This window comes from Streptomyces sp. NPDC026672, assembly GCF_040638185.1.
Lineage (GTDB): Bacteria > Actinomycetota > Actinomycetes > Streptomycetales > Streptomycetaceae > Streptomyces.
The window spans coordinates 76,967-102,866 of the sequence record NZ_JBEZXS010000021.1 but is presented as its reverse complement, the minus strand read 5'-3'; the positions used below and the strand labels follow the sequence as shown (position 1 = coordinate 102,866).

The window sequence follows — 25,900 nt, the reverse complement described above, 5'->3', positions numbered from 1 at the left end:
GTTACTCGTGCGGCCGACGTCACGCGTCGCCCGTCGAACCCGTGCGGGCGGTCCGGAGCGCGGCCCCGGACCGCCCGGCGGTCACCTCGCAACGGGCAACGACCCCGGCCGGACGCCGTCACGTAACCCGTTCGAGGCGTGGCCGTGAGGTTTGCGAGACTGGTGCGGTGAGCAGTGCACCCCCCGCCCCCCGCGTCATCGCCGTTGTCGGCCCCACCGCGGCCGGAAAGTCCGATCTGGGCGTTTTCCTGGCCCAGCGACTCGGGGGCGAGGTCGTCAACGCCGACTCCATGCAGCTGTACCGCGGGATGGACATCGGCACCGCCAAGCTGACGGACACGGAGCGTGCCGGCGTCCCGCACCACCTCCTCGACATCTGGGACGTGACGGTCACCGCCTCCGTCGCCGAGTACCAGCGGCTCGCCCGCGCGCGGATCGACGACCTGCTCGCCCGCGACCGCTGGCCGATCCTGGTCGGCGGCTCCGGCCTCTACGTGCGCGGCGCCGTCGACAACCTGGAGTTCCCCGGTACCGACCCCGAGGTCCGCGCGCGGCTGGAGCAGGAGCTCGCACTGCGCGGCTCCGGCGCGCTGCACGCCCGTCTCGCCGCCGCCGACCCCGAGGCGGGCCGCGCCATCCTGCCGAGCAACGGCCGCCGTATCGTGCGCGCGCTGGAGGTGATCGAGATCACCGGCCAGCCCTTCACGGCCAACCTCCCGGGTCACGACTCCGTCTACGACACCGTCCAGATCGGCGTCGACGTCGCCCGTCCGGAACTCGACGAGCGCATCGCCCGCCGCGTCGACCGCATGTGGGAGGCGGGGCTCGTCGACGAGGTGCGCGCGCTGGAGGCGCGGGGCCTGCGCGAGGGGCGCACGGCGTCGCGCGCGCTCGGCTACCAGCAGGTGCTCGCCGCCCTGGCCGGTGAGTGCACCCTGGAGGAGGCCCGCGCCGAGACCGTCCGTGCCACCAAGCGCTTCGCGCGCCGCCAGGATTCCTGGTTCAGGCGCGACCCCCGGGTGCAGTGGCTGAGTGGGGCCGCGGAGGACCGCGCGGAACTTCCGCAGCTCGCACTGGCGTTGATCGAACGACCGGTCACAGCCTGATCACGTCATGGCATCGGGATGCGCCGCCGGTCATCGGGGCCTGTGGCGCCATGCCATCATCGAGCTTCGATCGACCAAGTGGAGTCCGAGTTGGGAGGGCGCGTGGCGATGGAGGCCGGCCCTCGCGACACCGACACCGCACAAGGCACCGAGCACGTCACCGCCGGGCATGTCACCGCCGGGCGGGGCGAGCCGGAGCGGGACGAGGACCCTCTGAGCCCCGACGGACCCGACGACACGACGGGCGGCGTCACCGCCGACGGCCCGGAGCCCGAGGAGATGTTCGCGAGCGGCCCCGAGGTCGAGGTCGAACTGCGCCCGCAGCGCCGACTGCGCCTGTGGCAGCTCGCGCCCATCGTCGGCCTGGCCGCCGTCGGCTCCCTGATGTTCGCCTTCCCGCTGGCCTTCGACTTCGGCGACAGCGGCGCGGTGATCGCCATGCTGGGCCTGCTGATCTGCTCCTGTGCCGCCGGCTGGGGCATGATGGCCGCCCGCCGCGTGGGCTACACCTTCCCCGGCCTGCCCGCGCGCGGCTCCGGCCGACGCCCGGACTGGCGGGTGGTGCTCGCGTACGTCCTGGTCGTGGCCGTGGTGGCCGTCCTCGCGGTGTGGCGCGTCGCCCGCCTGCGCTGAGCCGCCACCCGGCGCTGTCGTACCGACGCCGTACGATCGAGGAATGAGCACGCGGATCGCCTTCCTCAAGGGTCACGGCACCGAGAACGACTTCGTGATCGTTCCCGACCCCGAGAACGCCCTGGACCTGTCCCCGGCCGCCGTCGCCGCCCTGTGCGACCGCCGCGCGGGCCTCGGCGGTGACGGCGTGCTGCACGTCGTGCGCTCCGCCGCGCACCCCGAGGCCAGGGACATGGCGGCCCGGGCCGAGTGGTTCATGGACTACCGCAACGGCGACGGCTCGATCGCCGAGATGTGCGGCAACGGAGTCCGCGTGTTCGCCCGCTACCTCCAGCACGCCGGACACGTCACGGCGGGAGACCTCGCGGTCGCCACCCGCGCGGGTGTGAAGAGCGTCCACATCGCCAAGGACGGCGACATCACGGTCGGCATGGGCGGCGCCCGCCTCCCCGAGGGCGACGTCACGGTCACCGTCGGTGAGCGCGACTGGCCCGCGCGCAACGTGAACATGGGCAACCCGCACGCGGTCGCCTTCGTCGACGACCTCGCGCACGCAGGCGACCTGTACACCGCCCCGCCCGTCACCCCCGCGGGCGCGTACCCCGACGGCGTCAACGTCGAGTTCGTCGTGGACCGCGGCCCCCGGCACGTGGCCATGCGCGTCCACGAGCGCGGCTCCGGCGAGACCCGCTCCTGCGGCACGGGCGCGTGCGCCGTCGCCGTGGCCGCCGCCCGCCGCGACGGCCTCGACCCCGCGGCCACCGGCACCCCGGCGACCTACACCGTCGACGTGCTCGGCGGACGCCTCGTCATCACCGAACGGGCCGACGGCGAGATCGAGATGACGGGTCCGGCCGTGATCGTCGCCGAAGGCGAGATCGACGCCGAGTGGCTGGAAAACGCGGCCCGTTGACCACCTGAAGCACGGTCACGACGGCACCGGACACCCGGATCCGAGGTCCGCGCCGTCCGGTGCGAGGCAAAACCATGGCCGACCGCCGAACGGGTGGCGCAAAAGCGTAAACCTCGAAATCGTCGCTCGAATGGGTGATCCGTTTCACGCTCGGCGAGAGGCGGTCAGTCGCACGTGGTGGGCTCGATAGCATCAAGCACCGGCACGGACGGGGGAACGTCGCCACCCTGAGCCGCGTATGTCCTGTGGCCCCGTCCGCCGGTCCACGAGCCGGAGGTGCCCATGAGTGCGGAGGCCACGAACCCCGCGAGCCCAGGCGCTGTCACCCCTGCCGCGCCCCGCAGAAAGGCCCGCGCCCGCATCGACCTGCGCAGACTCGGCCGGGTGGCGCTGCTGGGCCCCGCCGCCCGCGACAGACTGCCCGACGCCATCAGCCACGTCGTCGAGGCCCACCGCGCCCACTACCCGGACGTCGGCCTCGAACCCCTGCGCAGGGCCTATGTGCTGGCCGAGTCCTCGCACCGCGGCCAGATGCGCAAGAGCGGCGAGCCGTACATCACGCACCCCCTCGCCGTCACCCTGATCCTCGCCGAACTCGGCGCCGAGACCACCACCTTGACCGCGTCCCTGCTCCACGACACCGTCGAGGACACCGATGTGACCCTCGATCAGGTCGGGGAGGAGTTCGGCGAGGAGGTCCGCTACCTCGTCGACGGCGTGACCAAGCTGGAGAAGGTCGACTACGGCGCTGCGGCCGAGCCCGAGACCTTCCGCAAGATGCTCGTCGCCACCGGCAACGACGTCCGCGTGATGTCGATCAAACTCGCCGACCGGCTGCACAACATGCGCACCCTCGGCGTGATGCGCCCCGAGAAACAGGCCCGCATCGCCAAGGTCACCCGCGACGTCCTCATCCCGCTCGCCGAACGGCTGGGCGTCCAGGCACTCAAGACCGAACTGGAGGACCTCGTCTTCGCGATCCTCCATCCCGAGGAGTACGCCCACACGCGCGGGCTGATCGCCGAGAACGCGGCCGGGGACGACCCCCTCGCCGAGGTCGCCGACGAGGTCCGCGCGGTCCTGCGCGACGCCGGCATCCCGGCCGACGTCCTCATCCGCCCCCGGCACTTCGTCTCCGTCCACCGCGTCGCCCGCAAACGCGGCCAGTTGCGCGGCTCCGACTTCGGCCGCCTCCTGGTGCTGGTGAACGAGGACGCGGACTGCTACGGCGTCCTGGGCGAACTGCACACCTGCATGACGCCCGTCGTCTCCGAGTTCAAGGACTTCATCGCCGTCCCCAAGTTCAACCTGTACCAGTCGCTGCACACCGCCGTCGCGCGCGTGGACGGGCAGGTCGTCGAAGTCCTCATCCGCACCCACCAGATGCACCGCGTCGCCGAGGCCGGCGTCGTCGCCCTCGGCAACCCCTACGCCCCTCCCTCGGAGGAGCACGACGACGGCGAACGCGCCGACCCCACCCGCCCCGGCTGGCTCTCCCGGCTCCTCGACTGGCAGCGGGCCGCGCCCGACCCCGACACCTTCTGGTCGACCCTGCGCGAGGACCTCGCCCAGGACCGCGAGATCACCGTCTTCCGCCCCGACGGCGGCACCCTGGGCCTGCCCGACGGCGCCACCTGCGTCGACGCCGCCTACGCCCAGTACGGCGAGGACGCGCACGCCTGTATCGGCGCCCGCGTCAACGGCCGGCTGGCCACGCTCAGCACGGTCCTCCAGGACGGCGACACCGTCCAGCTCCTCATGGGCCAGGACCCCGCCTCCGAGCCCTCCAGGGAATGGCTGGAGCACGCCCACACCCCGGCCGCCCGCATCGCCATCCAGCGCTGGCTGGCGACCCATCCCGACGACGACGGCCCCGGGAACGGCCGGCTCGACGCGGGACGGCGCGTGACCGGCCGCGTCGGCGCCGCGGACGGCACCACACGCGCGGGCACCGCCCCGCGCCCCCGGCCCGCCGAAGTCCTCGTGGACCGCCCCGGCGCCACCGCCCGCCTCGCCGGCTGCTGCACTCCCGTACCGCCCGACGAGATCACCGGATTCGCCGTCCGGGGCGGCATCGTCACCGTGCACCGCGTGGACTGCGCCGCGGTGGCCCGCATGAAGGGCACGGGACGGCCGGAGACCGGCGTGCGCTGGGGAGACACCACCGTGTGCCGGGTCACGCTGGTAGCCGAATCGTTCGGCCGCCCCCATCTGCTGGCCGACCTCACCGAGGCGATCGCCCTCCAGGGTGCCGAGATCGTCTCCGCGACCGTCGAACCGCCCACCCAGCAGCGCGTCCGCCACACCTACACCCTGGAACTCCCCGACGCCGCCCACCTCCCGGCCCTCATGCGCGCGATGCGCAACGTCGCCGGCGTGTACGACGTGGGCCGGGCCCAGCGCAGATCGCACGCCTCCTGACGGACGCGCCCGGGACCAACCCGTTCGGGTGGGCCGGGCGCGCGCCGCCGCCGTGACGGCCCCGCGCGCTGGTAGCGGTGGTCCATGCCGCACACCCCCCGCACCCGGCCGCCCCGGCCCGTCACCAGGACCCGCAGGACCCGCGCGGCGGCCCTTCTCGCCTCGGCCGTCTCCGTCTGCCTGCTCGCCGCGAGCGCCCCCGCCGAACCGCTGGGCGTCGGCGACCGCCTCTTCCCGCACCTGGGCAACCCCGGCTACGACGTTGCCTCGTACGACCTCTCCCTGACCTATTCCGGCAGCAACGACAAGCCGCTCAAGGCCGTCACCACCATCGACGCCTGGACCACCGAGCGGCTGGAGCGCCTCAACCTCGACTTCGCCCACGGCACCGTCGAGTCCGTCGAGGTCGACGGCAGGCCCGCCGGCTTCACCGGCGCCGGCGACGACCTGGTCGTCACCCCGCGGCGGGCCCTGCCCCTGGGCAGCTGGACGCGGATCACCGTCCGGCACACCAGCGACCCGAGGCCGCCCCAGGGCCGTGACGGCGGCTGGGTGCGCACCACCGACGGACTCGCCATGGCCAACCAGGCCGACGCCGCCCACCTGGTGTTTCCCTGCAACGACCACCCGTCCGACAAGGCGATGTTCACCATCCGGGTCACCGCCCCAGACGACTACACCGCCGTCGCCAACGGGCTGCCCACCGGCGTGGACCGCGTCGGCGGCTCGACCACCTGGACCTACCGCACCCAGCACCCCATGGCCACCGAGCTCGCCCAGGTGTCCATCGGCCGCTCCACCGTGCTGCGCCGCACCGGCCCGCACGGACTGCCCGTGCGCGACGTCGTGCCCACCGCCGACCGCAAGACCCTCGAACCCTGGCTGGCCAGGACACCCGGCCAGATCGCCTGGATGGAGAGCAAGGTCGGGCCCTACCCCTTCGAGACCTACGGCCTGCTCATGGCCCAGGCCACCACCGGCTTCGAACTGGAGACGCAGACCCTCTCCCTGTTCGAGAAGGAACTGTTCACCGAGCCCGGCTATCCCGCGTGGTACCTCGAATCGATCATGGTGCACGAGCTGTCCCACCAGTGGTTCGGCGACAGCGTCAGCCCCCGCGCGTGGTCCGACCTGTGGCTCAACGAGGGGCACGCCACCTGGTACGAGGCCCTGTACTCGGAGGAGAAGGCGGACCGGCCCATGGCCGACCGCATGAAGGCCGCCTACGGCGCCTCCGACGGCTGGCGCGCGTCCGGCGGCCCGCCCGCGGCGCCCAAGCCGCCCACCGCCGGACAGAAGATCGGCATCTTCCGCGCCAACGTCTACGACGGCGCCGCCCTGGTGCTCTACGCCCTGCGCCAGGAGATCGGCAAGGCAGCCTTCGAACGCCTGGAGCGGGTCTGGGTGCGGACCCACCGGGACGGCAACGCCACCACGGCCGACTTCGAACACCTTGCCTCGAACATCGCGGGCCGCGACCTGAGCGGCTTCTTCAAGGCGTGGCTCTACGGCGAGAAGACCCCGCCGATGCCCGGACACCCCGACTGGAAGCCGGCGCCCCCGACGAAGACGGGAGCCGGGGCGACCCGCGGCAAGGGCCCGCGATAACACGGTGACGAGACGGGCCGTGCCGTGCGACCATCGTCGGGTCGGCGCGGCACGGACCGCGGGAATCTCCCGGAGCCCCCGTGCGTTGAACCCGATGACCGCCGAAGTGGACTTCCCATCGACGTAAGGACCCAATGACCTCCTCTTCTTCCCCTTCCCAGGACACCAAGCGCTCCGCGCACGCCTACCCCGAAGGTCTTCGGGCCGATGCCCTGATGGAAGAGGACGTCGCCTGGAGCCAGGAGATCGACGGAGACCGGGACGGCGAGCAGTTCGACCGCTCCGAGCGCGCGGCCCTGCGCCGCGTCGCCGGCCTCTCCACCGAACTCGAGGACGTCACCGAGGTCGAGTACCGCCAGCTCCGCCTGGAGCGCGTCGTGCTCGTCGGGGTGTGGACCTCCGGGACCGTGCAGGACGCCGACAACTCCCTCGCCGAGCTGGCCGCCCTCGCGGAGACCGCGGGCGCCCTCGTGCTGGACGGTGTCATCCAGCGCCGCGACAAGCCCGACGCCGCCACCTACATCGGCTCCGGCAAGGCCCTGGAGCTGCGGGACATCGTCCTCGAATCGGGCGCGGACACCGTCATCTGCGACGGTGAGCTGAGCCCCGGCCAGCTCATCCAGCTGGAGGACGTCGTCAAGGTCAAGGTCATCGACCGCACGGCCCTGATCCTGGACATCTTCGCCCAGCACGCCAAGTCCCGCGAGGGCAAGGCGCAGGTCGCGCTCGCGCAGATGCAGTACATGCTGCCGAGGCTCCGCGGCTGGGGTCAGTCGCTGTCCCGGCAGATGGGTGGCGGTCGCGGTGGCCTCGCGACACGTGGTCCCGGTGAGACCAAGATCGAGACGGACCGGCGCCGCATCCGCGAGAAGATGGCGAAGATGCGCCGGGAGATCGCGGACATGAAGACCGGCCGCGAGATCAAGCGTCAGGAGCGCCGCCGCAACAAGGTGCCCTCCGTCGCCATCGCGGGCTACACCAATGCCGGCAAGTCCTCCCTGCTCAACCGGCTCACGGGCGCCGGTGTCCTGGTCGAGAACGCCCTGTTCGCGACCCTGGACCCGACCGTCCGCCGCGCGGAGACCCCGAGCGGCCGGCTCTACACCCTCGCCGACACCGTCGGTTTCGTCCGGCACCTGCCGCACCACCTGGTCGAGGCGTTCCGCTCCACGATGGAGGAGGTCGGCGACTCCGACCTGATCCTCCACGTCGTGGACGGCTCGCACCCCGTCCCGGAGGAGCAGCTGGCCGCCGTGCGCGAGGTGATCAGGGACGTCGGCGCGACCGGCGTGCCCGAGATCGTCGTGATCAACAAGGCCGACGCGGCCGACCCGCTGGTGCTCCAGCGGCTGCTGCGGGTCGAGAAGCGCTCCATCGCGGTCTCGGCCCGAACCGGCCAGGGCATCGACGAACTGCTCGCGCTCATCGACAACGAGCTGCCGCGTCCCTCGGTCGAGATCGAGGCGCTGGTGCCGTATACCCACGGCAAGCTCGTCGCCCGCGCCCACACCGAGGGCGAGGTGATCTCCGAGGAGCACACCGCGGAGGGCACCCTGCTCAAGGTGCGGGTGCACGAGGAACTGGCGGCGGACCTCGCGCCGTACGTCCCGGCACCGGCCCTCTGACCGGCCCACCGGATCGATCCGACGCGGCCGACGTGAAGGCCGTCCCGGTCCACCCGGTGCGCTGAACACCGAAGGCCCGCCCCGCTCACCGCGGGACGGGCCTTCACCATGTCCGGCACCGTGTCCGGCCGGGGCCTGAGGCGGTCCCGAGCGGGCATCCCGCCCGTGACCTCGCCGCCGCCTCCGGGCCGGACGTCGCCTACCGCTGCCCGGCGAACTTCTTGCTGACCGAGTCGTACACGGCCTTGGCGACGTCACCCAGCCGGGGACCCGCCAGCCAGCCCGAACTCACCGGACCGATCGAGGTGTTGGACACCAGCGCCGGCTTGCCGTCCGGGCCGTTCATGACCCAGCCGCCACCGGACGAGCCGCCCGTCATCGTGCACCCGATCCGGTACATCGTCGGGTCGGACTTGGTGATCGACAGCCGCCCCGGCTTGTCCTGGCACTGGTAAAGCCCCTGCCCGTCGAACGGCTTCGCCGCCGGGTAGCCCTTCGCCGTCAGGCTCTCCACCTTCGGCACCGCCGGGGCGTCGAAGTCCACCGGGAGCGCCGAACCGACCGTCTCCTCCAGCGACTTGCCACCGCTGCCCTGCTCCGGCGTCACATGGATCACCGCGTAGTCGTACGGCGCCCCGTCACCGCCCGTCTCGCCGCCCTGCTCGATCCACTGCTGGGAGGTCCGCGCCCAGTCGCCCCACCACACCCCGTACGGAGCGACCTGCTCCCGGCTGGCGCCCTGAAGCTGCGCCTCGCTCATGCCCGCGTCGTTGTACGACGGCACGAACGCGATGTTGCGGTACCAGCCGCCCTTCTTGCCCGCGTGCACACAGTGCCCCGCCGTCCACACCAGGTTGGACTTGCCCGGGTGCGCCGGGTCCTCGACCACCGTCGCCGAGCAGACCATCGTGCCCTCGGGGGAGTCGAAGAACACCTTGCCCGCCGTCGGCGCGCTGGAGTGGTACGGCGGACGCACCGCCTGCGCCTCGACCGGGGCCGGCGTCGGGTCGGTCACCCCCTGGTCACCGGAGAGGTCGTTGTCGTCGACACCCCGGTCCGGGTCGTTGGCGTCGCGCATCCGGTCCGGGTCCCACAGGCCCGCGATGATCGGGTTGACGAAGTCGTTGGCCTCGCGCAGCCAGTCGTCCCGGTCCCAGTTCTTCCAGGCGCCGTTCTTCCACTTGTCGATGTCGATCCCGTGCTCTTTGAGCCGGTCCCTGAGGTCGTCCGGGATCTTGATCTTTCCGTCGCCGGTGACACCGGCGGCGGCGGAGGCGGACGCCTGCCCGCCCGCGTTGTCGTCACTGTCGGAACTGCCGCATCCGGTGGCGGTCAGCGCCAGCACCGAGGCGAGGGCGACGGCCGCCAGCACGGGGGACGTTCCGCGGGACGCGCTCCTCCCTCGCCGAACCGTGAAGGACGGACGTATGGATCGCATGCTGTTTGACTCCCCCTGCTGTAAAGGAACTGGGCGCCGCGCCCGCCAAGTGGACCGCACTCCGGTGCAGTTCACATCGGTCCCGCGGGCGTCCGGGAACGGCATCTCACACTATGCGCTCGCTGTGGGGGACTTCCGACCGAACGGCAACAGTTCCGTCACGGCAAGGATCTTGGGACAACCCGTAACCCGGTGGGAGGCCGGCGGTTGTAGCCGTGGGGGACTGCCGCCCGCGCCCGGTCCCCGGGACCAACTCGCCTCCGCACAGCGCAAGGACGGTAAGCCGTGGCCGTGACCGAGCCGATGACCGGGGAGACGTGCGGGGGAGCGCACGACACCCACGACGAAGTCCTCACCCGCCAGTTCGCCCGTGAGTCCCGGCCGCGCACCTACGCCCGCGCCCTGCCCGTCGTGCCGGTCCGGGCCCGCGGCCTGACCATCGAGGCCGCCGATGGCCGCCGTTACCTCGACTGCCTCTCCGGCGCCGACGCGCTCGCCCTCGGCCACAACCACCCCGTCGTCCTGGAAGCCATCCGCAAGGTTCTCGACTCGGGTGCCCCCCTCTCCGTCCTCGACCTGGCGACCCCCGTCAAGGACGCCTTCGTCACCGAACTGTTCCGCACCCTGCCGCCCGGCCTCGCCGACCGCGCCCGCGTCCGGTTCTGCGACCCGGTCGGCACGGACGCCGTCCACACCGCGCTCGACCTCGTCCGCGCCGCGACCGGCCGCCCCGGCATCCTCGCCTTCACCGGCGCCCACCACGGAGCGACCACCGACGCCCTCGCCGCGTCCGGCGCCACCCACGACCTCCGGATCACCCGCCTCCCGTATCCCCAGGACCACCGCTGCCCCTTCGGCGTAGGCGGTCCCCTCGGCGCCGAACTCTCCGCCCGCTGGACCGAGTCCCTGCTCGACGACCCCCGGTCCGGAATTCCCCTGCCCGCGGGGATGATCCTGGAAGCCGTCCAGAGCGAGGGCGGAGTGATCCCCGCCCCCGACGACTGGCTGCGCCGGATGCGCGCCATCACCTCCGAACGCTCGATTCCCCTGATCGCCGACGAGACCCGGACCGGCGTCGGCCGCACCGGCGCCTTCTGGGCCGTGGACCATAGCGCTGTCACCCCCGACGTGATGGTCCTCTCACAGGCCGTCGGCGGCAGCCTTCCCCTGGCCGTCGTGGTGCACCGCGACGACCTCGACACATGGGCACCCGGCACCCACGCGGGTACCTTCCGCGGCAACCAGCTCGCCATGGCCGCCGGCACGGCCACCCTCGCCCACGTCCGCGAGAACGACCTCGCCGGCCGCGCCGCCCACCTCGGCGCCCGGATGCTCACCCAACTGCGCCAACTCAAGCGGGACTTCGCGTGTGTGGGCGACGTGCGGGGCCGCGGCCTGATGATCGGCGTGGAACTCGTGGACCCGGAGGGCACCCCCACCCCGGCCCGACCCGGACACCACGCCCCCGCTCCCCTCGTCCCGGGACCCGGCCACGAACCTGAACCCACCGGCACCCCGCTCCCCGCCGCTCCCGCCCTCGCCGCCGCCGTCCAACGCGAGTGCCTGCGCCGGGGCCTGATCGTCGACCTCGGAGGCCGCCACACGAGCGTCGTCCGACTCCTCCCTCCCCTCACCATCACCGACGACCAGACAACAGCGATCCTGGACCGCTTCACGGACGCGGTGACAGCGGTGGCCGGCGGGGACGTGTACGGGCGGCGTGGGCTCCGGCGGGGAGTTGGGACCGGGGGTGGGGCTGAGGGCGAGGGGGGCGGCAGCGGGGGTACTGCGGCGGGCGTCGGCTGGTCCGGAGCCGGGGTGGGGAGCGGTGATGGCGGTGGTGGTCGCAGGGGTGCTCCTGGGTAGGGCGGCCCGCTCGTATCGCGGCCCGAGTCATGCCCCGGCCACCTGGCCGTCCGCCCCGCAGTCTCCCTCAGCCGTCCGCCACCGGTGAGCCCCCGCCCAGGCTCCCGCACACTCCGCACGCCTCCGAGGAACGGTCCCTTGAACACCACCTCCACCTCCATCTCCGGCATCTCCCAAGTCCCGCACGCCCCCGTCGTGTTGACGGTGGACTCCGTCCCCGGGCAACAATCCCCGACTCCGCAGTCCGCACCGCCGCCCGCTCCGGCCGACGTCCATGAGGACTCCGACCTCCTGGACCGCCCCGACCCCCACTACGCCGCCGAGGCCGCGGCCGTGGAGAACCTGCTCCGCTGCTGGGTACGGGAGACGAACCTCCCCGCGCCGGATTCCGGCACCCTCCGTATCCCGCTCCCCGCCTCCGGAACGTCCCTCACCGTGCCGGTCCACTTCTGGTCCCCGACGGGCTGGCACCGCTTCGGCCTCCCACGCCTGGCGGACGCACCCGAGGACGCCTCACCGGTCGACGCGGTCACCCTGGCCGCACTGCTCACGAGGGAGACCCCCGGCGACAGGCGCGACGCCGACACCCGGGCCGACGCAGGTGACCTCGTCGCCCGCGTGGCCGACTCCGTCCGCCGTACCGTCACCTTCATCAGCGACCGGCGAGACCGGCCCGCCGGCGGCCCCGATCTCTTCCTCGACGCCGAACAGGCGCTCCTCCTCGGCCACCCGCTCCACCCGGCCCCCAAGAGCCGCGACGGTCTCTCCGACACCGAAACCCGCCTGTACTCACCCGAGTCGCGTGCCTCCTTCCCCCTGCACTGGATCGCTGTCGCTCCCTCCCTGCTGGCCACCGACTCCGCCTGGACGGACCGCGGCCGTCCCGTTCCCGCGGAGCACCTGGTCGCCCAGCTCGCCGGCCCCGGTCTGCCGCTGCCCGAGGGTTACGCGGCCCTGCCCCTGCACCCCTGGCAGGCCCGAGAGGTTCGGCACCGCGACGAGATCGCGGCCCTGTTCGACGCCGGACTGCTGAGGGACCTCGGACCTCACGGTCTTCCCTGGCACCCCACCTCCTCCGTGCGGACCGTCCACCGGTCCGGTGCGCCCGCCATGCTCAAACTGTCGCTCGGCCTGCGGATCACCAACTCCCGCCGCGAGAACCTCCGCAAGGAACTCCACCGAGGTGTCGAGGTCCACCGTCTGCTCCGCAGCGGCCTGGCCATGGACTGGCAGGCGGCGCACCCCGGCTTCGACATCGTCCGCGACCCCGCCTGGCTCGCGGTCGACGGCCCGGACGGCCTGCCCGTCACGGGACTTGACGTCGTCATCCGGCACAACCCCTTCCTCCCGTCCGACGACGCCTCCTGCGTCGCCGGTCTGGTCTCGCCCCGGCCCATCGCCGAACCGGGCCCCACCACCCTCGAAACCCCGCCCTGCCGTTCCCGGCTCGCCCTGCTCGTCACCCGGCTCGCCGAGCGGACCGGCCGCTCCCTGGGCGCCGTCGCCACGGAGTGGTTCCTGCGCTACCTGGAACAGGTCGTGCGTCCGGTGCTGTGGCTGGACGCCGAGGCCGGCATCGCCCTCGAAGCCCACCAACAGAACACCCTGGTCCTGCTGGACCCCGACGGCTGGCCCACGGGCGGCCGGTACCGCGACAACCAGGGCTACTACTTCCGCGAGTCCCGCCGCGCCGAACTCGACGCCCGCCTGCCCGGCATCGGCGAGCGAAGCGACACCTTCGTCACCGACGAGGTCGCCGACGAGCGCTTCGCCTACTACCTCGCCGTCAACAACGTCCTCGGCCTGATCGGCGCGTTCGGCTCCCAGCGCCTCGCCGACGAGACGCTGCTGCTCGCCGCGTTCCGCCGCTTCCTCACCGACGTCGCCTCGGGCCCCGCCCGCCTGCGTACCAGCCTCCCCGGCCGTCTGCTCGACTCGCCCGTGCTGCGCTGCAAGGCCAACCTCCTGACGCGGCTGCACGGACTCGACGAACTGGTCGGACCGGTCGACACCCAGTCCGTCTACGTCACCATCGCCAACCCCCTTCACCTCCGACACCTCTGAACCGCACACCGACGACTTCGTCCACTCCCGAGGAAGACGACCCACCTCGGCTCCTGAGAGGAGCGCGCCGTGCCTCCCACCGACGCGAGCGCCGACGCCGGCCCCGTATTCGTCCCGGCCTCCGCGCACCCGAGACGCCCTGGCCCGAGCGGGGACGGTCAGGACACGCTCGACCTGCGACTCCCCGACGAACTCCTCGCGCTCGCCGCCGGGGAGAGGTCCGACGCCACGGTCGCGGTGGCCGACGACCTGCTCGACCACGTTGGGGCCTGGGGTCCCGTGGTCACCCCGGTCGGCGTCCTCCAACTCGTCCCGGCCCGTCCGGACCGCGACCTGCCGCTCATCACCCGCTGGATGAACGACCCGGCCGTGGCGGCCTTCTGGGAACTGTCCGGCCCTCCCTCGCGCACCGAGGAACATCTCCGCACCCAACTCACGGGCGACGGCCGCAGCGTCCCGTGCGTCGGCGTGCTGGACGGCACCCCGATGAGTTACTGGGAGATCTACCGGGCGGACCTGGATCCACTGGCCCGCCACTACCCGGCACGCCCCCACGACACCGGCGTCCACCTCCTCGTCGGGGGAGTGGCGGACCGGGGCCGCGGACTCGGCTCCACGCTCCTGAGAGCCGTGGCCGACCTGGTCCTGGACCGGCGTCCCGCCTGTGCCCGGGTCGTCGCCGAACCCGACCTTCGCAACACCCCCTCCCTCTGTGCGTTCCTCTCCGCCGGGTTCCGGTTCGCCGCCGAGGTCGACCTGCCCGGCAAGCGAGCCGCCCTCATGGTCCGGGACCGCACCCTCCGACACCTGATGTAGCGCTGAGTGATTGCGCTGTCACATGGGGGAACGAAGACCGGGTCGACGCAGTTCCCGCTTTTCTCCACGACATCCCGGATTTCTCAGACGCCAGGAGCCCCACCCGTGTCCGTGCCACCGGTCACCTCACCGGTCCGACGACCGGTGCCCTTGCCGGTCCACCCACCGGTCACCTCACCCGTCCACCGACCGGTTCCTCCACCGGTCTCTCCCCCGGTCCGGCCGTCGGTCTCTTCGCCGGTCCCGGCGTTGATCACCTCTTTGTCAGTGCCGGGCCGTAGGGTGGTCGGGCTATGACGAAGCCCTCACTCCCTGAACTCCTGCACGCCGCTGTCACAGCCGTCGGCGGCACGGAGCGCCCCGGCCAGGTGACCATGGCCGAATCGGTCGCCGGAGCGATCGACGACGGATCCCATCTGCTGATCCAGGCCGGCACCGGCACCGGAAAGTCACTCGGTTATCTCGTGCCCGCGCTCGCGCACGGGGAGCGTGTCGTCGTGGCGACCGCCACCCTCGCCCTGCAACGCCAGCTCGTGGAGCGCGACCTTCCGCGCACGGTCGAGGCCCTGCACCCGCTGCTGCGTCGCCGCCCGGAGTTCGCGATGCTCAAGGGCCGGTCGAACTACCTGTGCCTGCACCGGCTGCACGAGGGTGTGCCGCAGGACGAGGAGGAGGGCCTCTTCGACCAGTTCGAGGCCGCGGCACTCACCAGCAAACTGGGCCAGGACCTGCTGCGGCTGCGCGACTGGTCGGACGAGACCGAGAGCGGCGACCGCGACGACCTCACCCCCGGCGTCTCCGACCGTGCCTGGGCGCAGGTGTCGGTGTCCTCCCGGGAATGCCTCGGCGCCTCGAAGTGCGCGTACGGCGCGGAGTGCTTCGCCGAGATGGCCCGGGAGCGGGCCAAGCTCGCCGAGGTCGTCGTCACCAACCACGCGCTGCTCGCCATCGACGCGATCGAGGGCGCCCCGGTGCTCCCGCAGCACGAGGTGCTGATCGTCGACGAGGCGCACGAACTGGTCTCCCGGGTCACCGGCGTCGCGACCGGCGAACTCACTCCCGGTCAGGTCAACCGCGCGGTGCGCCGCGCGGCGAAGCTGGTCAACGAGAAGGCCGCCGACCAGCTCCAGACCGCCGCCGAGGGCTTCGAGCGGCTGATGGAACTGGCCCTCCCGGGCCGTCTGGAGGAGATCCCGGAGGACCTCTCCTACGCCCTGATGGCGCTGCGGGACGCGGCCCGCACGGTGATCTCCGCGATCGGCGCGACCCGCGACAAGTCGGTCCAGGACGAGGACGCGGTCCGCAAGCAGGCCCTGGCCTCCGTGGAGTCCGTCCACGACGTCGCGGAGCGCGTGGTGGGAGGCTCGGAGTGGGACGTCGTCTGGTACGAGCGGCACGACCGCTTCGGTGCCTCCCTGCGTGTCGCCCCCATGTCCGTCTCGGGCCTGCTCCGCGAGAAGCTCTTCGCGGACCGCTCCGTCGTCCTTACCTCGGCGACCCTGAAGCTCGGCGGTGACTTCAACGGCGTCGGCGCGTCCCTTGGCCTCGCTCCGGAGGGCACGGAGGGGGAGGACGTGCCGCAGTGGAAGGGCGTCGACGTCGGCTCGCCCTTCGACTACCCCAAGCAGGGCATCCTCTATGTCGCCAAGCATCTGTCGCGCCCCGCGCGCGACGGGGACCGCACCGACATGCTGGACGAACTGACCGAGCTGATCCAGTCGGCCGGCGGTCGCACGCTCGGGCTGTTCTCCTCCATGCGGGGCGCCCAGCTCGCCGCGGAGGAGTTGCGCTCCCGGATTCCCGAGTTCCCGATCCTGCTCCAGGGCGAGGAGACCCTGGGCGAGCTGATCAAGAACTTCGCGGCGGATCCGAAGACCTGTCTCTTCGGGACGCTGTCGCTCTGGCAGGGCGTCGACGTCCCCGGTCCGAGCTGCCAGCTCGTCGTCATGGACAAGATCCCGTTCCCGCGCCCCGACGACCCGTTGATGAGCGCCCGGCAGAAGGCGGTCGAGGACGCCGGCGGCAATGGCTTCATGGCTGTCGCCGCCACCCACGCTGCGCTGCTCATGGCCCAGGGCGCCGGCCGTCTCGTGCGGGCCTCGGGGGACCGCGGGGTGGTCGCCGTACTCGACCAGCGGTTGGCGACCGCGAGGTACGGCAGTTATCTCAAGGCGTCACTGCCCGACTTCTGGTACACGACGGACCGTAATCAGGTCCGCAGGTCGCTGGCCGCCATCGACGCCGTGGCGCAGCAGGCCGAGGCGAAGTGAAGTGACCCGAGATCGGCCCGTCCCTCGCCGGGACGGGCCGATGCTCATGAGGGAATCCCGCTGGTGCCGCGAGCGTGCGGCACGGGGTCGGCCGTACAGCACGGGGCCCCGGAACCGGCGCAGAGGTCCCGGGGCCCGGTCAGGGGGCGGGCGGGGCGGGAGGCCCGCCCGCCGCAGCCGTCACACGCGGCGCAGCACCGCGACGACCTTGCCCAGGATGGTCGCGTCGTCCCCCGGGATCGGCTCGTAGGCGGAGTTGTGCGGGAGCAGCCAGACATGGCCGTCCTCGCGCTTGAACCGCTTGACCGTGGCCTCGCCGTCCAGCATCGCGGCCACGATGTCACCGTTCTCGGCGACGGGCTGACGGCGGACGGTCACCCAGTCGCCGTCGCAGATCGCGGCCTCGATCATGGAGTCGCCGACGACCTTCAGGACGAAGAGCTCACCGTCACCGACGAGCTGGCGGGGGAGCGGGAAGACGTCCTCCACCGACTCCTCGGCGAGGATCGGGCCACCGGCGGCGATACGGCCGACCAGCGGGACGTACGACGCGGCGGGCTTGCCTGCGGTGTCCGTGGGCTGCACCGAGACCGCCTGGTCCGAGCCGCGCACCTCGTACGCGCGCGGGCGGTGCGGGTCGCGACGCAGGAACCCCTTGCGCTCCAGGGCCATCAGCTGGTGCGCCACCGAGGACGTGCTCGACAGGCCGACCGCCTGACCGATCTCCCGCATCGACGGCGGGTAGCCACGCCGCTGCACGGAGTCCCGGATGACCTCGATCACTCGGCGCTGCCGGTCGGTCAGTCCCGAGCTGTCGGCCCTGATCCCTGGAGGTCGGCCAGGTAGGGAGCGCTTGTGCGCCTCGGGATTCGCGGCTTCGTTCATCGCATGCACCGGCTCGAGTCGGCCCTGGGAGCGGTCCTGGGCAGTGATGGTGGCGCTGTCTGCGGTGGTGGTCACGTCGGCCCCTCTCGATGGTCTCCCTGCTGGACAACGGTAGTTGCTTTCGAAAGGTTGCGCCAAACACACGTTCGAGTGAAAAACTGCGTTTCACCAGACGCGATGATGTGTCTGGGTGTATGGCTGACGCTGCACCTGGCGGGCGGAAGGGTTCCTGGTTGTACTCTTCACCGCCGGGAGGCGACCTCACGGGTTGTGCCCTCAGTCTGCCATCCGGGCTTCCGCAGGTCGGGAGCCGGTCCCCTTCCCTGTCGGAGTCGCACGCGTCCTCCGTGACGCGCTCACGCTATCTCCGTATGCGCCACGGCGATACGGCCGTGCGGGTGCGGCTTCCGGCCAGGTGGCGCCGGGGTCCCGCGCGCGGGTGACGGGCCGCCCCGCCGTGGCGATCCGCGCGCGCGACACGCGTGTGGCCTTGATGTATGAGCCAATCCCCACATGTAGTGGTTGGATTGCGGTAGCAGCCCACAAGTTGTGGTCCCCCCGGTCTCCGGTGTCCCGACCATCGCCTATGCTTGGGGCTGCTCCGAGGGGCCCAAGAGGTCTCCTGGTGCTGTTGAGTCTGCTGTGAGGAGGGTTGGAGACATGCACTGCCCCTTCTGCAGGCACCCCGACAGCCGTGTGGTCGACAGCCGTACGACCGACGACGGCACGTCCATCCGCAGGCGCCGCCAGTGCCCCGACTGCTCCCGTCGTTTCACGACCGTGGAGACGTGTTCGCTCATGGTGGTGAAGCGGTCCGGAGTCACCGAGCCCTTCAGCCGTACCAAGGTCATCAATGGTGTGCGCAAGGCGTGCCAGGGGCGGCCTGTCACCGAGGACGCGCTCGCGCAACTCGGCCAGCGGGTCGAGGAGGCGGTGCGGGCCACCGGGAGCGCCGAGCTGACCACCCACGACGTGGGACTGGCCATACTCGGCCCGTTGCAGGAACTCGACCTCGTCGCCTATCTGCGATTCGCCTCCGTGTACCGGGCGTTCGACTCGCTCGAGGACTTCGAGGCGGCCATCGCCGAACTGAGGGAAGCGACGCGGGACCCCGCCGGCGACGACGAGGACGCGGGAGCGGGGAGCCAGGAGGACGACGGCGGACGCGGTGGGACCGAGCAGGTCCCCGTGCCCGCCCACGCCGCCGACTGATCAGGGGGCAAGAACCGGTCGGAGGACCCGGTTCCGGCCGAGCGGCGGCGATCAGGACCTGTTGCGGGCGGCAGCGTGAGGGCGCCCGCAACACCAGACAGAACAACGTGTCTCGGAACAACGGGGCACTTCAGGGCGTTTTAGCCCGTACAGGGAGGCGGCATGACAGAGACGGCGAGTGGTCCGGCACGGAGTTCCCGCGCCAGGGGCACCAAGGCGGCCAAGGGGCTGCGTGTCGAGCGCATCCACACCACTCCCGGCGTGCACCCGTACGACGAGGTGGCCTGGGAGAGCCGTGACGTCGTCATGACGAACTGGCGCGACGGCTCGATCAACTTCGAGCAGCGCGGCGTCGAGTTCCCCGACTTCTGGTCGGTGAACGCGGTCAACATCGTCACCAGCAAGTACTTCCGCGGTGCCGTGGGCACCCCGCAGCGCGAGACCAGCCTCCGGCAGCTGATCGACCGCATCGTGAAGACGTACCGGAAGGCCGGTGAGGACTACAAGTATTTTGCCTCGCCCGCCGACGCCGAGATCTTCGAGCACGAGCTGGCGTACGCCCTCCTGCACCAGATCTTCAGCTTCAACAGCCCCGTGTGGTTCAACGTGGGCACCCCGCAGCCCCAGCAGGTCTCGGCCTGCTTCATCCTGTCCGTCGACGACTCCATGGAGTCGATCCTCGACTGGTACAAGGAAGAGGGCATGATCTTCAAGGGCGGCTCCGGCGCCGGCCTGAACCTCTCCCGCATCCGCTCCTCCAAGGAACTGCTCTCCTCCGGCGGCAACGCCTCCGGCCCGGTCTCCTTCATGCGCGGTGCCGACGCCTCGGCCGGAACCATCAAGTCCGGCGGTGCCACCCGCCGTGCCGCGAAGATGGTCATCCTCGACGTCGACCACCCCGACATCGAGGACTTCATCGAGACCAAGGTCAAGGAGGAGGAGAAGATCCGCGCCCTGCGCGACGCGGGCTTCGACATGGACCTGGGCGGGGACGACATCACCTCCGTCCAGTACCAGAACGCCAACAACTCGGTCCGCGTGAACGACGAGTTCATGAAGGCCGTCGAGCAGGGCGGCACGTTCGGCCTCCGCGCGCGGATGACCGGCGAGGTCATCGAGGAGGTCCAGGCCAAGTCGCTGTTCCGCAGGATGGCCGAGGCCGCCTGGGCCTGCGCCGACCCCGGCATCCAGTACGACGACGTCATCAACCACTGGCACACGTGCCCGGAGTCCGGCCGCATCAACGGCTCGAACCCGTGCAGCGAGTACATGCACCTGGACAACACGTCCTGCAACCTCGCCTCGCTGAACCTGATGAAGTTCCTCAAGGACGACGGCAAGGGCCACCAGTCCTTCGAGGTCGAGCGCTTCGCCAAGGTCGTCGAGATGGTCATCACCGCGATGGACATCTCGATCTGCTTCGCGGACTTCCCGACCCAGAAGATCGGTGACAACACGCGCGCGTACCGCCAGCTCGGCATCGGCTACGCCAACCTCGGCGCCCTGCTGATGGCGACCGGTCACGCGTACGACTCCAACGGCGGCCGCGCCCTCGCCGGTGCCATCACCTCCCTGACGACCGGCACGGCGTACAAGCGCTCCGCCGAACTCGCCGCGGTCGTCGGCCCGTACGACGGCTACGCCCGCAACGAGCAGCCGCACCTGCGCGTGATGAAGCAGCACGCCGACGCCAACACCACGGCCGTCCGCATGGACGACCTGGACACCCCGGTGTGGGCCGCCGCCACCGAGGCCTGGCAGGACGTGCTGCGCCTCGGCGAGAAGAACGGCTTCCGCAACTCCCAGGCGTCCGTCCTCGCGCCGACCGGCACCATCGGTCTCGCGATGTCCTGCGACACCACCGGTGTCGAGCCGGACCTGGCACTGGTCAAGTTCAAGAAGCTGGTCGGCGGCGGTTCGATGCAGATCGTCAACGGCACCGTGCCGCAGGCCCTGCGCCGCCTGGGCTACCAGGAGGAGCAGATCGAGGCGATCGTCGCCCACATCGGCGAGCACGGCAATGTGATCGACGCGCCCGGCCTCAAGCACGCGCACTACGAGGTCTTCGACTGCGCCATGGGCGAGCGCGCCATCTCCCCGATGGGCCACGTCCGCATGATGGCGGCCATCCAGCCGTGGATCTCCGGCGCCATCTCCAAGACGGTCAACATGCCGGAGACGGCGACCGTCGAAGAGGTCGAAGAGATCTACTTCGAGGCGTGGAAGCTGGGCGTCAAGGCGCTCGCGATCTACCGCGACAACTGCAAGGTCGGCCAGCCCCTCTCCGCCAAGACCAAGGAGAAGGAGAAGACCGAGATCACGGAGAAGGCCGAGGCCACCATCCGTGAGACGGTCGAGAAGGTCGTCGAGTACCGCCCGGTCCGCAAGCGCCTCCCGAAGGGTCGTCCCGGCATCACCACGTCCTTCACGGTCGGCGGTGCCGAGGGGTACATGACCGCCAACTCCTACCCGGACGACGGTCTCGGCGAGGTCTTCCTGAAGATGTCCAAGCAGGGCTCCACCCTCGCCGGCATGATGGACGCCTTCTCCATCGCCGTCTCGGTCGGCCTCCAGTACGGCGTGCCGCTGGAGACGTACGTCTCGAAGTTCACCAACATGCGCTTCGAGCCGGCCGGTATGACCGACGACCCGGACGTGCGGATGGCGCAGTCGATCGTCGACTACATCTTCCGCCGCCTGGCGCTGGACTTCCTGCCCTTCGAGACGCGTTCCGCGCTCGGCATCCACTCCGCCGAGGAGCGCCAGCGCCACCTGGAGACGGGGTCGTACGAGCCCACCGAGGACGAGGTCGACGTCGAGGGCCTGGCCCAGTCGGCGCCGCGCGCCCAGGAGCTGAAGGCCGTCGCCACGCCGAAGGCCGACATCGAGGCGGCCGCGCCCGCCCCGCGGCAGGCGCACACCAGCGCCGAACTGGTGGAGATGCAGCTGGGCATCCAGGCCGACGCCCCGCTGTGCTTCTCCTGCGGCACGAAGATGCAGCGGGCCGGCTCCTGCTACATCTGCGAGGGCTGCGGCTCGACGAGCGGCTGCAGCTGAAACTGGGCGGAATTGCATCGAGTGCAACACTCGGCAAACGCTCACCTGACAAGTAATCCCTGATGAGAGGGGCGTCAGCCTCCTGCTGACGCCCCTCCCGCGTAGCGGCTGGCCTGGGGATACACCCGCCGCTGAAGCGCACGCAATAATGTTGCATCCAGCGCAACCGCCCACCAGGTCCCCGGTGAAGGTGATACAGAGGAAAATTCATGGACTATGTAGTCCACGATCTCGGTCGTCAGTCCAAGGGTGCGACCGCAGTCATCAATCTGTCCGGAAGCGCAGCCAATGTGCGTCTGATGGACTCCAGCAACTATCAGAAGTACAAAAGCGGGCGAGGCCACAGGTGTATCGGTGGGCTGGCAAGGACCTCTCCGGTACGTCTTGCGATTCCGAGTAGCGGTCACTGGTACGTGACCGTTGATTTGCTGGGCCTCAAGGGCAAGGTGAGGTCTTCGGCCTCCGTCGAACCGCCCCCGCTGCCCGTGCTCCGCCCGAGCAACGCTGGTTCCCTGGCCGATATCAGGCATGAGCCGCCGCCTTACTCCGCAGGCCGTGGTGAGCCCGTACGAGATGTCTTCATTTCCCATGCCAGTGAAGACAAAGAAGCCGTGGCCCGACCGCTGGCGCAGTATCTGCAAGAAGCCGGCATCTCTGTGTGGCTCGACGTTCTCGAACTGAGGATCGGCGACAGCCTACGCCGCAAGATCGACCACGGGTTGGCTAACAGCCAGTTCGGCATCGTAATTCTCTCGCGCCACTTCTTCGAGAAGGGGTGGCCGCAGTATGAACTCGACGGCTTGGTGACGAGGTACGTGACGGGGCAACAGAACCTGCTGCCCATCTGGCACAACGTCACCAAGGATGAGGTTATGGCGCAAAGCCCGTCCCTGGCCGACAAGTTGGCGAGAAGCACCGCTCAGTTCACGGTCGAGGAGATCGCCAGCGAGATTGCTGATGTGATTCGAGAGAGCCGAGAGGGCGGTGCTCAGCGTGATGCTGGGTAACTCGAATCTCATACCTGAGAATTCCGGCGGAGAGCCCGCCGGATGGTGATCGGCTGACCCTTCGGAGGGGTCAGACGATCACCGCAGCCAGAACGAGACGTCCTGTACCGCATCCAGGCATGCATGACATCACGTTCTGAGCTGCAACGCAAAGTGGCACGAAAGGAACTGTGATCATGTCCAAGAACCCACGTCAGACAGGTAAGAAGGCCGCGTCGGCCGCAGCCAAGGTCCTGGCCAACCCGAAGTCGACCAAGGCCGAGAAGTCTGCGGCGGCAAGCGCGCTGTCGCAGACGCCGTCCAAGAAAAAGTAACACCTGAAGGTGCCCAGGGCCTGCGCCCTGGGCACCCCAATCCTCAAGGGCACCCATGGCAGGCCCAGCGTAACCAACTCAACGATGATGCGTTAGACGCAACATGAGCAGTGGGGTGGGCCTGCCAGGTGCTGCGCACCTGATGCTTGCTGACGGGGTCGTGCATCTGGACCCCGAGACAGCCGTCTTCGAGGCGATGCTGGAGGGGTGGGCCCGGCAGCAGCGGGCTAGGTTTTTGGACTGGGATGGAACGATCAAACCGCGCCTCGCCCTTATCAGGCGATTTGCCGACTTCACCAATGAGTACCCATGGCAATGGCAGCCTGCCGAAGTTGACGCATTCATGAATTTTCTTCGGGATAGGCGACCAACCTTCGCGGTGTCAACTGGGCGGAGCTATCAGAACGCGCTGCGAATGTTCTGCGGTTACGTCACGGATGCTCGTTATGGCTGGCCGGTAAAGTGCTTCGATTCCTTTGGTCAAGCGCCAGTGCAGATTCTGCACGAGTGGAACACCGTCGGCCACTCTAGTGAATATGAAGGTGGTTCGGAACGGCGCCCCCTCACTTATGACGAGGTGTAAGCCCTATTCGACGCAGCGGATGGACGGGTCGAGGACATCAGAGCCCGTCGCCGCAAGGGCGCTTTGGCAGCCATGAGGGATGCCGTATTACTCAAAACGGTATACGCATACGGGCTGCGTCGGCAGGAGGCTGTGCGCCTAGATCTACATGATCTGAGGAGGAATCCCAAGGCTCCATCGTATGGGCGTTTCGGGGCGATTTTTATTCGCTACGGTAAATCCTCAAAGGGTGGTCCGCCGAAGCGGCGAACCGTGTTCACGGTTCCCGAGTTCGACTGGGTGGTTGAATTGCTGGATCACTACATTGAAGAGATTCGGCCGCTTGCGTCGCCAGGTAAGCACCCCGCCCTGTGGATTACCGAGCGTCTAAGCCGTATCTCCATGCGCCGACTGGACGAGGCATTCGAAACGGCTCGAACCATGGCAGGGCTGCCTGAAGAGCTAAATCTCCACTGCCTTCGGCATAGCTATATCACGCATCTCATCGAATTCGATTATCCGGAGCGATTCGTGCAGGATCAGGTGGGTCATGAATATGCTTCCACTACAGCCATCTACTCAGGCGTATCTGACGAATATCGGAATCGGCTAGTTCAGAGATCCCTGAAATCCAGGTACTCCGACCTGTGGGGGACCTCGTCGTGATCAAGAAGATGGGGATCCGATGGAACCTGCGCCAACTTATGGCAGCTCGCGAGATGTTTCAAACCACGGACTTGGTTCCCTTGCTTGCAGAGAGGGGAATCCACCTCTCTCGCGAGCAGGTATTTCGCCTAGTGACTCAACCACCGCAGCGATTGTCTATGGATACGTTGGCTGCTCTCTGTGACATCCTTGCATGCACTCCCAACGACCTCATTGGCGTTGAGGTTGTTCATTCGGAGGTACGAAAGGTTTCTGGGGCTGACGCCAATCCGGTTCCGCAGTTGCGGCGTACCACTATCCGTCGCCCTGACCAACGATGAGTAGCCGCGATCGTCAGCTGTCCGAGAAGCGTTGGCAGCGAGTGCTACAGCATATTTCGTCAACGCTGCCTAGCCTCAGTGAAGAGGGAGCGGCGGAGATTCTTCGGAAGGCTAAAGCGGATCAGGGCATCTCGCTGCGACAGCTAGATGAGCACTTCCTCGAAGTACCAGACGCGCTCGGCTCCGGGGCATCAGACTGTCCCTTAGTTCTGATCAGGCTGGTTGAGGTTCTCGTCAACGCTGGGATTGAAGGCGTCGTGCGGGCCGGTTGTTCTCAGTGTGGTGCGGTGGGTGTAGATCTTTCAAGAAAAGGGACGGGAGGACGTGTCTGTACTCCTTGCAACAATCGCTTAAAGCGGCTGCTCTGCGCACGATGTGGTCGTCTGGAACGCATCGCCGCTCGCTGGGAAGGGGAGCCGGTCTGCTATCGCTGCTACAGCACCGACCCAAAAATTACGGTCGAATGCTCCTCGTGTAGCCGCCTTCGAGCTCCTAGGTACCGATCCCCTGATGGCGCGGTACTTTGCTCTAACTGTGCTCCCAAGCCGGTCCACTTGTGCAGCGTATGCGGTGACCGAGCGCCAGCTCACTCACGTGTTGAGGGGCAGGCAGTATGCAAGCGTTGTTACCGGGCCCCGCAAAGAGCGTGTGGTCAGTGTGGCAAGAATCGCCCTACGAAAATCAAAGGATCTTCGGGCAGGGTTGATCTATGCGCCTATTGCTATTACGGACCGGAAAATACTTGCGCTACCTGTGGACTGCTTCGGCAGTGCCGGCGCAGTCGTGTTACAGGCGAATACGTCTGTGAGCGGTGCTATAAGCGACCCACTCGAATCTGCTCGTGGTGCGGTCGAGACCGTCAGATCCACGCGAGATGGCCTGGCGGACCAGTCTGTGATACTTGCTATAACCGAACTCTGTCTGAACCAGGGGATTGCGAGGGATGCGGCAAGCGGCGCGCACTAATTTCCACTAATTCATTTGGAAGGCGTGTGTGCGGCCCCTGTGGCGGCAGTTGGGTAGACTACCTTTGCTGCACCTGCGGAGAAGCGGGATTCCCGTATGAGGACGGGAATTGTGATCGTTGCGTCCTTAAAGTGAGGTTGCGTGACCTATT

General features: G+C 69.4%; 17 protein-coding genes and 1 pseudogene. 16 read left to right on the top strand and 2 right to left on the bottom strand.

The window, feature by feature from the left end:
• Positions 1 to 167 precede the first annotated feature (167 nt).
• The 6 genes from miaA (at position 168) to hflX (ending at position 8,306) form a co-directional block, all read left to right on the top strand.
• Positions 168 to 1,106 carry a tRNA (adenosine(37)-N6)-dimethylallyltransferase MiaA gene (gene miaA, locus AB0F77_RS24235; RefSeq protein WP_361952302.1) on the top strand — a complete coding sequence of 313 codons (939 nt, stop codon included), beginning with the start codon at positions 168 to 170 and terminating at the stop codon, positions 1,104 to 1,106.
• 108 nt (positions 1,107 to 1,214) lie between these two features.
• Positions 1,215 to 1,739, top strand: a complete 525-nt coding sequence (locus AB0F77_RS24230) for a hypothetical protein (protein WP_361952433.1) — start codon at positions 1,215 to 1,217, stop codon at positions 1,737 to 1,739.
• Between the two features lie 43 nt (positions 1,740 to 1,782).
• The gene (gene dapF / locus AB0F77_RS24225) at positions 1,783 to 2,652 is read left to right on the top strand and encodes a diaminopimelate epimerase (RefSeq protein ID WP_361952299.1); all 870 of its coding nucleotides are present in this window, start codon (positions 1,783 to 1,785) and stop codon (positions 2,650 to 2,652) included.
• 282 nt (positions 2,653 to 2,934) lie between these two features.
• Positions 2,935 to 5,073: an HD domain-containing protein gene (locus AB0F77_RS24220; RefSeq protein ID WP_361952296.1), complete on the top strand. Its 2,139-nt coding sequence runs from the start codon at positions 2,935 to 2,937 to the stop codon at positions 5,071 to 5,073.
• 84 nt (positions 5,074 to 5,157) lie between these two features.
• The gene (locus AB0F77_RS24215; RefSeq protein WP_361952293.1) at positions 5,158 to 6,681 is read left to right on the top strand and encodes a M1 family metallopeptidase; all 1,524 of its coding nucleotides are present in this window, start codon (positions 5,158 to 5,160) and stop codon (positions 6,679 to 6,681) included.
• A 134-nt stretch (positions 6,682 to 6,815) separates the two neighbouring features.
• Complete coding sequence (gene hflX / locus AB0F77_RS24210; protein ID WP_361952290.1) at positions 6,816 to 8,306, top strand: GTPase HflX; 1,491 nt, start codon at positions 6,816 to 6,818, stop codon at positions 8,304 to 8,306.
• 199 nt (positions 8,307 to 8,505) lie between these two features.
• On the opposite strand, the gene AB0F77_RS24205 is transcribed toward hflX, so the two are convergent.
• Positions 8,506 to 9,744, bottom strand: coding sequence for a hypothetical protein (locus AB0F77_RS24205; protein ID WP_361952287.1), 1,239 nt, complete (start codon positions 9,742 to 9,744; stop codon positions 8,506 to 8,508).
• A gap of 303 nt (positions 9,745 to 10,047) precedes the next feature.
• Here AB0F77_RS24205 and AB0F77_RS24200 point away from each other — a divergent pair, with 303 nt between their 5' ends.
• The 4 genes from AB0F77_RS24200 (at position 10,048) to AB0F77_RS24185 (ending at position 16,760) form a co-directional block, all read left to right on the top strand.
• A complete protein-coding gene (locus tag AB0F77_RS24200; protein ID WP_361952430.1) occupies positions 10,048 to 11,610 on the top strand; it encodes an aminotransferase class III-fold pyridoxal phosphate-dependent enzyme in 1,563 nt (520 codons plus the stop codon).
• Between the two features lie 291 nt (positions 11,611 to 11,901).
• Positions 11,902 to 13,674 carry an IucA/IucC family protein gene (locus AB0F77_RS24195; RefSeq protein WP_361952427.1) on the top strand — a complete coding sequence of 591 codons (1,773 nt, stop codon included), beginning with the start codon at positions 11,902 to 11,904 and terminating at the stop codon, positions 13,672 to 13,674.
• Between the two features lie 69 nt (positions 13,675 to 13,743).
• Positions 13,744 to 14,490, top strand: coding sequence for a GNAT family N-acetyltransferase (locus tag AB0F77_RS24190; RefSeq protein WP_361952284.1), 747 nt, complete (start codon positions 13,744 to 13,746; stop codon positions 14,488 to 14,490).
• A gap of 293 nt (positions 14,491 to 14,783) precedes the next feature.
• Complete coding sequence (locus AB0F77_RS24185; RefSeq protein WP_361952281.1) at positions 14,784 to 16,760, top strand: ATP-dependent DNA helicase; 1,977 nt, start codon at positions 14,784 to 14,786, stop codon at positions 16,758 to 16,760.
• A gap of 180 nt (positions 16,761 to 16,940) precedes the next feature.
• Here AB0F77_RS24185 and lexA read toward each other — a convergent pair whose 3' ends face one another.
• Positions 16,941 to 17,720 carry a transcriptional repressor LexA gene (gene lexA / locus AB0F77_RS24180; RefSeq protein WP_361952278.1) on the bottom strand — a complete coding sequence of 260 codons (780 nt, stop codon included), beginning with the start codon at positions 17,718 to 17,720 and terminating at the stop codon, positions 16,941 to 16,943.
• Between the two features lie 585 nt (positions 17,721 to 18,305).
• Here lexA and nrdR point away from each other — a divergent pair.
• The 6 genes and pseudogenes from nrdR to AB0F77_RS24150 all read left to right on the top strand — a co-directional run bounded on the left by nrdR (position 18,306) and on the right by AB0F77_RS24150 (position 24,783).
• Entirely contained in the window at positions 18,306 to 18,857 is a 552-nt protein-coding gene (nrdR, locus tag AB0F77_RS24175) for a transcriptional regulator NrdR (RefSeq protein WP_361952275.1), read from the top strand.
• A 162-nt stretch (positions 18,858 to 19,019) separates the two neighbouring features.
• Positions 19,020 to 21,914 (top strand): vitamin B12-dependent ribonucleotide reductase, encoded by a 2,895-nt coding sequence (locus tag AB0F77_RS24170; RefSeq protein WP_361952272.1) that lies wholly within the window; start codon positions 19,020 to 19,022, stop codon positions 21,912 to 21,914.
• Positions 21,915 to 22,123: 209 nt separating this feature from the next.
• A complete protein-coding gene (locus AB0F77_RS24165) occupies positions 22,124 to 22,921 on the top strand; it encodes a DUF1883 domain-containing protein (protein ID WP_361952269.1) in 798 nt (265 codons plus the stop codon).
• Positions 22,922 to 23,097: 176 nt separating this feature from the next.
• Complete coding sequence (locus AB0F77_RS24160) at positions 23,098 to 23,235, top strand: hypothetical protein (protein ID WP_329268144.1); 138 nt, start codon at positions 23,098 to 23,100, stop codon at positions 23,233 to 23,235.
• 103 nt (positions 23,236 to 23,338) lie between these two features.
• Positions 23,339 to 24,463 (top strand): annotated as a pseudogene (locus AB0F77_RS24155) (tyrosine-type recombinase/integrase).
• Positions 24,460 to 24,783: a helix-turn-helix transcriptional regulator gene (locus AB0F77_RS24150; protein WP_361952266.1), complete on the top strand. Its 324-nt coding sequence runs from the start codon at positions 24,460 to 24,462 to the stop codon at positions 24,781 to 24,783. The pseudogene AB0F77_RS24155 and the gene AB0F77_RS24150 overlap by 4 nt, the downstream one beginning before the upstream one ends.
• The last annotated feature ends 1,117 nt before the right edge of the window (positions 24,784 to 25,900 follow it).